We start from the raw sequence: 11,891 nt of genomic DNA on the forward strand, positions 1-11,891 counted from the left end.
GGGCAAGGGCTAGAGCCTTATTTCATTCATTTTTTTAAGGAATTTTATGGCCGGAGCCAGCCTGCTGACCCTGCTCGACGACATTGCTGCCATCCTCGACGACGTGGCCGTGATGACCAAAGTGGCAGCCAAAAAAAGTGCCGCCGTGGCCGACGACGTGACCGCCATGACCAAGGTGGCGACGCAAAAAACCGCCGGGGTGCTGGGTGACGACCTGGCGCTCAACGCCCAGCAGGTCACGGGCGTGCGTGCCGACCGTGAGCTGCCCGTGGTCTGGGCCGTGGCCAAGGGGTCGATGGTGAACAAGGCCATCCTGGTACCTGCGGCCCTGCTCATCAGCGCCTTCTTGCCCATGTTGATCACACCGCTCTTGATGCTGGGCGGGGCGTTCTTGTGCTTTGAGGGCGTGGAAAAGCTGGCGCACAAATTGCTGCACAGCGCCGCCGAGGACGATGCCGATCACGCCGCCCATGCCCAGGCCAACGCCAACCCGGCCATGGATTTGGTGGCGCTGGAAAAAGACAAGATCAAGGGTGCGGTGCGCACCGATTTCATCCTTTCGGCAGAAATCATCGTCATTGCCCTGGGCACGGTGGCTGCGGCGGCGTTTGCACAGCAGGTGGCCGTGCTGGTGGGCATTGCCATCCTCATGACGGTGGGCGTGTACGGCCTGGTGGGCGCCATCGTCAAGCTCGACGATGCCGGCCTGTGGTTGGCCGGCAAAGACAGCCGCGCCGCCCAGGCCCTGGGCCGGGGGCTGCTGGCGTTTGCGCCCTGGCTGATGAAGTTCCTCTCCGTGGCCGGTACGGCGGCCATGTTCCTGGTGGGCGGCGGTATTCTGGTGCACGGCGTGGCGCCCCTGCACCACGCCATCGAGGCCGCAGGCGCCGCTGTGGGGCAGGGCGCCCTGGGCGGGCTGTGGCAGGCGCTGGCTACCAATGCACTCAACGCCGTGGCGGGCATTGCTGCTGGGGCACTGGTGCTGGCGGCGGTGGCGCTGGTGCAGAAGCTGCGCGGGCGTTGAAATGCATCGCGACCAGGGGCGACATTGCCCCTGGTTTTTTTTTGTCTTAAATTTCGACTATCATTGAAGCATGGAAATAAAAGCTGCTGTTACCGCCCTGGCGGCCCTGGCCCAGGAATCGCGCCTCACGGTGTTTCGCTTGCTTGTTCAGGCGGGATCTTCCGGCATGGCCGCCGGCAAGATCGCCGAGGCGGCGGGCATCCCGCCATCCTCTCTGTCCTTCCATCTCAAGGAGCTGGCCCATGCCGGTATGGTCGCGTCGCGCCAGGAGGGCCGCTTCGTCATCTACGAGGCGAACTTCTCCAAGGCGGCGGCCCTGGTGGCATTTCTGTCGGAAAACTGCTGCGGCGGCCAGGCCTGCGACCTGAGCTGCGCCCCCGGTGCCGGGCAGGCTGTAGAAAGAGTCTTTAACGTTCTGATCCTGTGCACCGGCAATTCGGCCCGCAGCATCCTGGCCGAGGCACTGATCAACACGATGGGTCAGGGGCGCTTTCGTGCCTGGAGCGCGGGCAGCCAGCCCACGGGCAAGGTCAACCCCTTTGCCATCGAAAAGCTGCAGTCCATCGAGTACCCCACTAACAGCCTGCGCAGCAAGAGTTGGGACGAGTTCGCCGTGCCTGGCGCGCCGCAGATGGATTTCGTCATCACCGTCTGCGACAACGCCGCTGGCGAGGTCTGCCCGCTGTGGCCGGGGCAGCCGGTCTCGGCACATTGGGGCTTTGAAGACCCGGCCGCCGCAGAAGGCAGCGACGAAGACAAGCGCCGCGCCTTCGACAAGGTGTTCCGGCTGATGCTGAACCGGGTGCGCCTGTTTGTGAACCTGCCCTTGGGGACGCTGGACGCCGCCGCCCTGCGGCGTGAACTGCACCACATTGGCCAGTCCAGCCAATGAAACTCTTGCCCATCCTGTGGCAGCCCTTGGTCAGCGCCCAGGGCTCGACGTTGTGAACCGTTCCATTTTTCCAAGGAGTGCCACCATGCCATCCATCCAAATCTTCGACCCGGCCCTGTGCTGCAGCACTGGCGTGTGCGGCACCGAGGTGGACCAGAGCCTCGTCACCTTTGCCGCCGACGTGCAGTGGGCGCAGCAGGACGGCGCCCAGGTGCAGCGCTACAACCTGGCGCAGCAGCCCATGGCCTTTGCCGACAACGCCATCGTCAAGGGCCTGCTCGAGCGCACCGGCCAGGCCGCCCTGCCGGTCACGCTGGTGGACGGCCAACTGGCGCTGGCGGGCCGCTACCCCGCGCGCGCCGACCTGGCGCGCTGGGCGGGCTTGGCGCTGGGTGAGGCCAAAACCGCCGCTGACGCTTGCTGCTCGGGCGGTAGCTGCTGCTGAAACAGGAGCATTCCATGCAATTTCTCACCCAGGCGCCACGCTTTCTGTTCTTTACCGGCAAGGGCGGCGTCGGCAAGACGTCCATCGCCTGCGCCGCTGCCGTGCAGCTGGCGGGCGAAGGTCAACGGGTGCTGCTCGTCAGCACTGACCCGGCCTCCAACGTCGGCCAGGTGTTCGGCGAGACCATTGGCAACCGCGTCACGGCCATCCCCGCCGTGTCCAAGCTGTGGGCGCTGGAGATCGACCCGCAGGCCGCTGCCCAGGCCTACCGCGACCGCATCGTCGGCCCGGTGCGCGGCGTGCTGCCCGATGAGGCCGTGCGCAGCATCGAGGAGCAGCTCTCGGGCGCCTGCACCACCGAGATCGCCGCCTTCGACGAGTTCACCGCCCTGCTGACCGATGCGGCGCTCACCGCCGGCTACGAACACATCCTGTTCGACACCGCGCCCACGGGCCACACCATCCGCCTGCTGCAACTGCCGGGCGCATGGAGCGGCTTTCTGGCGGCAGGCCAGGGCGACGCCTCCTGCCTGGGGCCGCTGGCCGGGCTGGAGAAGCAGCGCAGCCAGTACCAGCAGGCCGTGGCCGCCCTGGCCGACCCGCGGCGCACGCGCCTGGTGCTGGTGGCCCGCGCCCAGCGCACCACGCTGCGCGAGGCCGCGCGCACCCACGAGGAGCTGGCCGCCATCGGCCTGTCGCAGCAGCACCTGGTGATCAACGGCGTGTTCCCGGCTGATGCGGTGGGGCAGGACGCGCTGGCCGCCACCATCGTGCGGCGCGAGCAGGCCACGCTGGCCGACATTCCACCCGCGCTGCAGGCCCTGCCGCGCGACCAGATCGTGCTCAAGCCCTTCAACCTGGTGGGGCTCGATGCCCTGCGGCATTTACTGGCCGATGCCGCCAGCCCCGGCCAGATGGATGCCACCGCGCTGCCCGCCACGCTGGCCACGCCGGATCTGGCGGCGCTGGTGAACGACATTGCCGCCGACGGCCACGGCCTGGTCATGGTGATGGGCAAGGGCGGCGTGGGCAAGACCACGCTGGCCGCAGCCATTGCCGTGGAGCTGGCGCAGCGCGGCCTGCCCGTGCACCTGAGCACTTCCGACCCCGCCGCGCACCTGGCCGAGACGCTCGAAGGCACGCTGCCCCAGCTCACACTGAGCCGCATCGACCCGCACGAGGCCACGGCGCGCTACCGCCAGCAGGTGCTGGACACCAAGGGCGCCACGCTCGACGCCCAGGGCCGCGCCCTGCTGGAAGAGGATTTGCGCTCGCCCTGCACCGAGGAGATCGCCGTCTTCCAGGCCTTCTCGCGCACCATCCGCGAGGCCGGCAGGAAGTTCGTCGTCATGGACACGGCCCCCACCGGCCACACCCTGCTGCTGCTCGACGCCACCGGTGCCTACCACCGCGAAATCGCCCGGCAGATGGCGGGCACCGGCCTGCACTACACGACGCCCATGATGCAGCTGCAAGACCCCCGGCAGACCAAGGTGCTCATCGCCACGCTGGCCGAGACCACGCCCGTGCTGGAGGCCGCCCACCTGCAGGACGACCTGCGCCGCGCGGGCATCGAACCCTGGGCCTGGGTGGTCAACAACAGCGTGGCCGCCGCGCAGCCGCAGTCGCCGCTGCTGCGCCAGCGCGCGCAGAACGAGCTGCGCGAGATCGACGCCGTGGCCACGCAGCACGCGCGGCGCTACGCCGTGGTGCCGCTGCTGGCCGAGGAGCCCGTGGGCGTGGCGCGCCTGCGCCAGCTGGTGCAGGGCAAACCGTCATGAAGCCCGCAGACGACACGCCGATGGGCCTCTTCGAGCGCTACCTGACGGTCTGGGTGGCGCTGTGCATTCTGGCGGGCGTTGCCCTGGGCAACCTGGCCCCGGGGCTGTTCGGCGCCCTGGCCGGGCTCGAATATGCCTCGGTCAACCTGGTGGTGGCGGTGCTGATCTGGGCCATGGTCTACCCGATGATGATTGCCATCGACCTGGGCTCGCTCAAGGCCGTGGGCCAGCGCCCCCGGGGCCTGGTCATCACCCTGGCGGTCAACTGGCTCATCAAGCCCTTCACCATGGCGGGCCTGGCGGTGCTGTTCTTCCATTATTTTTTCGCCGGGATCATCGCGCCCGCCAATGCGCAGCAATACATCGCCGGGCTGATTCTGCTGGGCGCGGCGCCCTGCACGGCGATGGTGTTCGTCTGGTCGCAGATGACCCGGGGCGACCCCAGCTACACCCTGGTGCAGGTCACCATCAACGACCTGGTGATGGTGGTGGCCTTTGCGCCCATCGTCGCCTTCCTGCTGGGCGTGACCGACATCGCCGTGCCCTGGGAGACCCTGGTGCTGTCGGGCGTGCTGTACATCGTCTTGCCGCTGCTGGCCGGGGTGCTCACCCGCCGCCGCCTGATCGCCCGGGGCGGCGCCGGCGCCGTGGCGGCCTTTACCGCCGGCATCAAGCCCCTGTCCATGCTGGGCCTGCTGCTGACCGTGGTGCTGCTGTTTGGTTTTCAGGGGCCGGTGATCCTGAACCAGCCGCTGCTGATCGCCCTGATTGCGCTGCCCATCGTGCTCCAGTCCTACGGCATCTTTGCGCTGGCCTACGCCTGGGCCTGGGCGTGGAAGCTGCCGCACCGCATTGCCGCGCCCTGCGCCCTGATCGGCACCTCGAATTTCTTCGAGCTGGCCGTGGCCGTGGCCATAGGCCTGTTCGGCCTGAACTCCGGTGCGGCGCTGGCCACCGTGGTCGGCGTGCTGGTGGAGGTGCCGGTGATGCTGTCGCTGGTGGCGATTGCCAACCGTTCCCAGGGGCGGTTTCGGTGGGACGCCTGAGTGTGCGGTACCCGGCGCAGCGGTTTGGGTCGGGTACGGTGCTATCAAAATAATAGCTTCTAGCGCTTGCTGGACGGGCGCTAGAGGCTATTTTTGTTTCAAGGCAGCGCCGGGTAGTCGGTGTAGCCGTGCGGGCCGGTGCCGCCGTAGATCGGGGCGTCGGCAAAGGGCGCGTTGGCCGGCAGGTTCTCGCGCAGGCGGCGCGGCCAGTCGGGGGTGGTGAGCATGGCGCGGCCAAACGACACCATGTCGGCGCGGCCGCTGGCGATGGCGTCGATGGCCATTTCGCGTGTGTAGCCGTTGTTCACCATCCACAGGCCCTTGTACAGGCGGCGCAGCGCGGCGTAGTCGAACGGGGCGTTGTCGCGCGGGCCGCCGGTGTGGCCTTCGACGACGTGGATGTACACCGGGTGCAGCTTGTCGAGCGCGCGCACCACATGCTCGAACAGCGGCTGCGGCTGGCTCTCCGACGAGTCGTTCACCGGCGAGACGGGCGAGAGGCGGATGCCGGTGCGCTCGGCGCCAATCTCCTGCGTGACGGCGGCCATCACTTCGAGCAGCAGGCGGGCGCGGTTTTCAATGCTGCCGCCGTACTGGTCGGTGCGGTGGTTGGAGCCGTCGCGCAGGAAGGCGTCGAGCAGGTAGCCGTGCGCGCCGTGGATTTCCACGCCGTCAAAACCCGCCGCGATGGCGTTGGCAGCCGCCTGGCGGAAGTCGTTGACCACGCCGGCGATTTCGGCCGTTTCCAACGCGCGCGGCACGGCGCAGTCCACGTAGCCCTGGCCGGCGATGTAGGTCTTGGCCTTGGCGGCGATGGCCGAAGGTGCGACCGGTGCTTTTTCGCCCGGCTGGAAGGCGTTGTGCGACATGCGGCCGGTGTGCCACAGCTGCACGAAAATTTTGCCGCCCGCCGCGTGCACGGCGTCGGTCACCAGCTTCCAGGCGGCGATCTGGCCCGGCGTGTGCAGGCCCGGGGTGTGGGTGTAGCCCTGGGCGCTGGGGGAGATTTGCGTCGCCTCGGCAATGATCAGGCCGGCGCTGGCGCGCTGGCGGTAGTACTCCACGGTCATGGCCGTGGGTTCGAGTGCGTCGTTGGCGCGGTTGCGCGTGAGCGGCGCCATGGCGATGCGGTTGGCCAGCTGGGTGCGGCCCAGTTGCAGGGGCTGGAACAGGGCGTTGGCGTTCAGAGGGTGATCCATGGAGTGCTTCCTTGTAGTGCAGGGCTGGACATGGGGGCGCTGCGCCAGGGGTTCAAGGGCTGTGGGTGCGCCAACCAGCTCCTGGTGTCTCTTGATATGGCGCAAACGGTTTGTTGACTTACAGCAAAATTGACCATTTTGCTCATGGGCCTAATGGTTTCCACGGGGGTCGTCCCCGTTCAACCACTCAAAGAGACCGAACCATGAAAAAAAGTCTGCTGGCCTTGGCTGCTGTGTGTGCAATGACCTCTGGCGCTGCGTTTGCCGACCAGGGCCAAAGCCCCTGGCTGGTGCGCGTGCGCGCCGTGAACATCGACAGCGCCAACGGTGACAGCACCGGCCTGGGCCTGTCGATCAACAACAAGGTCATCCCCGAGCTGGATGTGTCGTACTTTTTCACGCCCAACATCGCTGCCGAGCTGATCCTGACCTACCCGCAAAAGCACGATCTGCGCTCCAACGGTGCCAAGATCGGCACGCTCAAGCACCTGCCGCCGACGCTGCTGGCGCAGTACCACTTCACCAACTTCGGCGGCTTCAAGCCCTACGTCGGTGCCGGTATCAACTACACCCGTTTCTCTAACGTGGACGTTCTTGGTGGCGCTGCCGATGTCGATCGCAACAGCTGGGGCGCCGCGCTGCAAGTGGGCTTTGACATCCCGCTGAACAAGCAGTGGTCGCTGAACTTCGACGTGAAGAAGGTTTACATCAAGACCGACGTTTACGCCGGTGGCAACAAGGCTGGCACCTTCAAGGTCGATCCGGTGCTGGTCGGCGTGGGCGTGGGCTACCGCTTCTAAGCTACATAGTCATCGATGGGGAGAGCCGGCGCTGCGCCACCCGCAGCGCCGGCTTTTTTTACGCTGCCCGCAGCGCCTGGGCGGCGGCCACCATGGCGCGCAGGGCGGGCAGCACCTCGCTCCACTGGCGGGTTTTGAGGCCGCAGTCGGGATTGACCCACAGTTGGTTGGCGGCAATGCGCTCGCTTGCCTGGCGCAGCAGTTGCACCATGCCAGCCTGGCTGGGGATGTTGGGCGAGTGGATGTCGTACACCCCCGGGCCGATGGCGTTGGGGTAGGCAAAGTGCTCAAAGGCGTCGAGCAGCTCCATCTGCGAGCGCGAGGTTTCTATGGTGATGACGTCGGCATCCATGCGGGCAATGGCGGCAATGATGTCGTTGAACTCCGAGTAGCACATGTGGGTGTGGATTTGCGTCGCATCGCCCACACCGTTGGCGGCGATGCGAAACGCCTGCACCGCCCAGTCCAGGTAGTCGGGCCATTGCGTGCGGCGCAGCGGCAGCCCTTCGCGCAGCGCCGCTTCGTCGATTTGGATGATTTTGACGCCCGCGCGCTCCAGGTCCTGCACCTCGGCGCGAATGGCCAGCGCCAGTTGCAGGCAGGTGCTGCGCCGGGGCTGGTCGTCGCGCACGAAAGACCAGTTGAGCAGCGTCACCGGGCCGGTCAACATGCCTTTCATGGGCTTGTCGGTCAGGGACTGGGCGTAGGCAATCCAGTCCAGCGTCATGGGTTGTGGGCGCGTGATGTCGCCAAACACAATCGGCGGCTTGACGCAGCGCGAGCCGTAGCTTTGCACCCAGCCGAACTGGCTGAAGGCGTAGCCACCGAGCTGTTCGCCAAAGTATTCGACCATGTCGTTGCGCTCGGCCTCGCCGTGTACCAGCACGTCCAGCCCCAGTTCTTCTTGCACGCGCACGCTGTGGGCTATCTCGGCCTGCATGGCGGCCTGGTAACTGGCCGCGTCCAGACGCCCGGCCTTGAAGTCGCTGCGCGCGCGGCGGATGTCGGGCGTTTGCGGAAAGCTGCCAATCGTCGTCGTCGGGTAGGGCGGCAGCTTGAGCGCCTGCGCCTGCACGGCGCTGCGCTGGGCGTAGGGGCTGTGGCGCTGGCCCAGCTCTGCGGTGATGGCGGCCACGGCGGCCTGCACCTCGGGGCGGTGCACGCGCGGAGAGCTGCGCCGCGCTGCCAAGGCGGCGGCGTTGGCCGCCAGCGCCGCTGCCACGGCCGGTCGGCCTTGGCGCAGCGCCTGGCCCAGCAGTTGCAGTTCGATGAGCTTTTGCCGCGCAAAGGCGAGCCAGTGGTGGACTTCGGGGTCGAGCTGCTGTTCGCTCTCCAAGTCCATGGGGACGTGCAAGAGCGAGCAACTGGGCGCGAGCCACAGGCGCTCGCCCAGGCGTGCCGCCAGCGGTTCGAGCCAGTCGAGCAGGGCGTTGAGGTCGGTTTTCCAGATATTGCGCCCGTCGATCACGCCCAGCGACAGCACCTTGTGCGCTGGCAGCAGGCCCAGCAGCGCCAGCACATCGTCGCGCCCGGTGACGGCGTCCACATGCAGCCCGGCCACGGGCAGGTTGGCGGCCAGGTATTTGTTGTCCAGCAGCGGGCCAAAGTAGCTCGCCAGCAAAATTTGCACGCGGCAGCTCTTGAGCTGGTGGTAGGCGCTGGTGAAGGCGTGCTGCCAGTCGGCGTCCAGCTCGGTGGCCAAAATCGGCTCGTCGATCTGCACCCAGGTGACCCCTTGTGCTGCCAGGGTGTCGAGCAGTTGTGCGTACACCGGCAGCAGGCGATCGAGCAGGGCGAGTTTGTCCGAGCCGTCCTTGGCCTTGCCCAGCGCCAGGTAGGTGACGGGGCCGATGAGCACGGGCTTGGTGCGCACGCCCTGGGCTTGTGCCTCTGCCAACTGCGCCAGCAGGCGCGAAGCATCCAGCGTGAAGGTGGTCTGGGCGTTGAATTCGGGCACGATGTAGTGGTAATTGGTGTCGAACCACTTGGTCATCTCACCGGCCATGACCTCGCCGTCGCTGTCGCTGTGGCTGCTACCACCGCAGCCGCCGCAGCAACCCTGGTGCTCGGCCTGCTGAGCCTGTGGAGGCTTCCCGGCGCTGCGGCCCCGGGCGAGGCGAAAGTAGTTGTCCAGCACGTCGCCCGCAAAGCCTTGGATGCGCTCGGGCAGGTGGCCCAGGGTGAAGCCCATGTCCAGCACCTGGTCGTAGAACGAAAAATCGCCCACCGGCACCCAGTCCAGCCCCGCTTGCTGCTGCCAGTGCTGCTGGCGCAGTTGCGCACCCAGCGCCAGCAGTGCCGCGCGTGGGCTCTCGCCCTTCCAGTACGACTCCAGGCCGAATTTGAGTTCACGCCGCGCACCGATGCGCGGATAGCCCAGGTTATGCAAAGTCACCATGCTTTTCTCCTCCGTTAGATGCAGCAATGGAGGGCATGGTAGAAAGCTCTATCAATGAAGTAAAATGGTTTTATCTCACGAATTGATGAATTTTATTCATTTATATGCTGGAACGCATCCATCTCTCCATCGTTGCCGAGGTGCAGCGGCAGGGCTCACTCACCGCCGCCGCCGAGCGCCTGTGCCTGACGCAATCGGCCCTGAGCCACAGCATGAAAAAGCTCGAACAGCAGGTGGGCACACCGCTGTGGCTGCGCGAGGGCCGGGGCCTGCGCCTGACCCAGGCCGGGGCCTATGTGCTGGCGCTGGCGCAGCGCGTATTGCCGCAACTGGAGCAGGCCGAGGGCCAGTTGCGCCAGTTTGCCCAGGGCCAGCGCGGCAGCTTGCGCATTGGCATGGAGTGCCACCCCTGCTACCAATGGCTGCTCAAGGTGGTTGCGCCCTATCTGGCGGCCTGGCCGGACGTGGATGTGGATGTGCGGCAAAAATTCCAGTTTGGCGGCCTGGCGGCGCTCGAGGGCTACGAGGTGGACTTGCTGGTCACGCCCGACCCGGTGTTCAAACCCGGGCTGCGCTTTGTGCCGGTGTTCGACTACGAACAGGTGCTGGTTGTCGCCGCCAGCCACCCGCTGGCCGCTGAGGCTGTGGTGCGCCCAGACCAACTGGCAACCGAGACCCTGATTACCTACCCGGTGGCCACCGAGCGGCTGGACATCTACACCCAGTTTTTACTACCCACCGGCATGGCCCCGGCGCGGCACAAGACGATAGAGACGACCGACATCATGCTGCAGATGGTCGCCGGCGGGCGCGGGGTGGCGGCGCTGCCGCGCTGGCTGGCGCTGGAGTACGCGCAGCGCCTGCCCCTGGCCGTGCTGCGCCTGGGGCCCCAAGGCATTGCCAAGCAAATCCACCTGGGCCTGCGCGAGAGCGAGCAGGCGGTGGACTATCTGGCGGCGTTCATTGCCTTGGCGGGCGAGGGCGCGATTTAAACCGCCGCCAGCGCCTGCTGCAGGTCGGCCAGCAGGTCGTCGATGTGCTCAATGCCCACCGACAGGCGCACCATGCCTTCGGTCACGCCGGCTTTGGCCAGTTCTTCGGCGTTGAGCTGGCGGTGCGTGGTGCTCGCTGGGTGCGTGGCCAGCGATTTGGCGTCGCCGATGTTGACCAGGCGCAGGAACAGTTGCAGCGCGTCCAGAAAGCGTGCGCCAGCGGCGCGGGCATCTTCGCCGGGGGCGGTTTGGAGACTGAAGGACAAAATGCCCGAAGCCTTGCCGCCCATTTGGCGCTGCACCAGGGCGTGGTCGGGGTGGTCGGATAGGCCTGCGTAGCGCACCCACTCCACCTTGGGGTGTTGTTGCAGCGCCTGGGCAATGGCCAGGGCGTTGCTGCAAATGCGGTCCATGCGCAGCGGCAGGGTTTCAATGCCCTGCAGCGTCGCCCAGGCGTTAAAGGGCGAGAGCGCCGCGCCCATATTGCGCAGCGGCACGACGCGCGCGCGGGCAATGTAGGCGGCAGCGCCCAGGGCCTCGGTATAGACCACGCCGTGGTAGCTCACGTCGGGCTCGTTCAGGCGCTTGAAGCGTTCTTTGTGCTCGGCCCAGGGGAATTTGCCGCTATCGACGATGACGCCGCCAATGCTGTTGCCGTGGCCGTTCATGTACTTGGTCAGGGCGTGGACGACGATGTCCGCGCCATGCTCGAACGGGCGGCACAGGTAGGGGCTGGGCACGGTGTTATCGACAATCAAGGGCAGGCCAGCGGCGTGCGCCACGTCGGCCAGGGCGCGGATGTCGGTCACGTTGCCCAGCGGGTTGCCGATGGATTCGCAAAACACGGCCTTGGTGCGCGCATCCACCAGCTTGGCAAAGCTCGCCGGGTCACGCGGGTCGGCAAAGCGCACTTCGATGCCCTGCTGCGGGAAGGTGTGGGCAAACAGGTTGTAGGTGCCTCCGTACAGCGTGCTGGCGCTGATGATGTTGTCGCCCGCCTCGGCAATGGTCTGGATGGCTGCCGTAATCGCCGCCATGCCCGAGGCCATGGCCAGCGCACCCACGCCGCCTTCGAGGGCGGCGACGCGCTGCTCCAGCACGTCGGTGGTGGGGTTCATGATGCGGGTGTAGATGTTGCCCGCCACTTTCAGGTCGAACAAATCTGCGCCGTGCTGGGCGCTGTCGAAGGTGTAGGACGTGGTCTGGTACAGCGGCACGGCTGCCGATTTGGTGGTGGGCTCAGACTTGTAGCCAGCGTGGACGGCCAGGGTTTCGATGCGCATGGGGTGTCTCTCTCCTTGGGTTGATCGGGCG

General features: G+C 66.7%; 10 protein-coding genes and 1 pseudogene. 8 read left to right on the plus strand and 3 right to left on the minus strand.

Annotated elements, in window-relative coordinates; translation table 11 throughout:
* The first annotated feature begins 46 nt into the window (after positions 1-46).
* The 6 genes and pseudogenes from G7045_RS05540 (at position 47) to arsB (ending at position 5,188) form a co-directional block, all read left to right on the plus strand.
* Positions 47-1,024: a DUF808 domain-containing protein gene (locus G7045_RS05540; RefSeq protein ID WP_166158448.1), complete on the plus strand. Its 978-nt coding sequence runs from the start codon at positions 47-49 to the stop codon at positions 1,022-1,024.
* Between the two features lie 70 nt (positions 1,025-1,094).
* Positions 1,095-1,331 (plus strand): annotated as a pseudogene (locus tag G7045_RS14675) (ArsR/SmtB family transcription factor); the annotation flags it as partial.
* A 57-nt stretch (positions 1,332-1,388) separates the two neighbouring features.
* Positions 1,389-1,916, plus strand: a complete 528-nt coding sequence (locus tag G7045_RS05545; RefSeq protein WP_240919300.1) for an arsenate reductase ArsC — start codon at positions 1,389-1,391, stop codon at positions 1,914-1,916.
* 85 nt (positions 1,917-2,001) lie between these two features.
* On the plus strand, positions 2,002-2,361 hold the full coding sequence (arsD, locus tag G7045_RS05550; RefSeq protein WP_166158454.1) for an arsenite efflux transporter metallochaperone ArsD: 360 nt from the start codon (positions 2,002-2,004) through the stop codon (positions 2,359-2,361).
* A 14-nt stretch (positions 2,362-2,375) separates the two neighbouring features.
* Positions 2,376-4,142, plus strand: coding sequence for an arsenical pump-driving ATPase (gene arsA, locus G7045_RS05555; protein ID WP_166158457.1), 1,767 nt, complete (start codon positions 2,376-2,378; stop codon positions 4,140-4,142).
* Between the two features lie 20 nt (positions 4,143-4,162).
* The gene (gene arsB, locus G7045_RS05560; RefSeq protein WP_166160364.1) at positions 4,163-5,188 is read left to right on the plus strand and encodes an ACR3 family arsenite efflux transporter; all 1,026 of its coding nucleotides are present in this window, start codon (positions 4,163-4,165) and stop codon (positions 5,186-5,188) included.
* Between the two features lie 98 nt (positions 5,189-5,286).
* On the opposite strand, the gene G7045_RS05565 is transcribed toward arsB, so the two are convergent.
* Positions 5,287-6,387: an alkene reductase gene (locus tag G7045_RS05565; protein ID WP_166158460.1), complete on the minus strand. Its 1,101-nt coding sequence runs from the start codon at positions 6,385-6,387 to the stop codon at positions 5,287-5,289.
* Positions 6,388-6,590: 203 nt separating this feature from the next.
* Here G7045_RS05565 and G7045_RS05570 point away from each other — a divergent pair, with 203 nt between their 5' ends.
* Complete coding sequence (locus tag G7045_RS05570; RefSeq protein ID WP_166158463.1) at positions 6,591-7,187, plus strand: OmpW family protein; 597 nt, start codon at positions 6,591-6,593, stop codon at positions 7,185-7,187.
* A gap of 58 nt (positions 7,188-7,245) precedes the next feature.
* On the opposite strand, the gene metE is transcribed toward G7045_RS05570, so the two are convergent.
* Positions 7,246-9,585 carry a 5-methyltetrahydropteroyltriglutamate--homocysteine S-methyltransferase gene (metE, locus tag G7045_RS05575; protein ID WP_166158466.1) on the minus strand — a complete coding sequence of 780 codons (2,340 nt, stop codon included), beginning with the start codon at positions 9,583-9,585 and terminating at the stop codon, positions 7,246-7,248.
* 104 nt (positions 9,586-9,689) lie between these two features.
* Here metE and G7045_RS05580 point away from each other — a divergent pair, with 104 nt between their 5' ends.
* Positions 9,690-10,577: a LysR family transcriptional regulator gene (locus tag G7045_RS05580; protein ID WP_166158469.1), complete on the plus strand. Its 888-nt coding sequence runs from the start codon at positions 9,690-9,692 to the stop codon at positions 10,575-10,577.
* Here G7045_RS05580 and G7045_RS05585 read toward each other — a convergent pair.
* Entirely contained in the window at positions 10,574-11,860 is a 1,287-nt protein-coding gene (locus G7045_RS05585; RefSeq protein ID WP_166158472.1) for an O-acetylhomoserine aminocarboxypropyltransferase/cysteine synthase family protein, read from the minus strand. The two genes, G7045_RS05580 and G7045_RS05585, sit on opposite strands and share 4 nt — an antisense overlap.
* Positions 11,861-11,891: the final 31 nt, after the last annotated feature.

Source organism: Acidovorax sp. HDW3, from assembly GCF_011303755.1.
Taxonomy (GTDB): Bacteria; Pseudomonadota; Gammaproteobacteria; order Burkholderiales; family Burkholderiaceae_C; genus Paenacidovorax.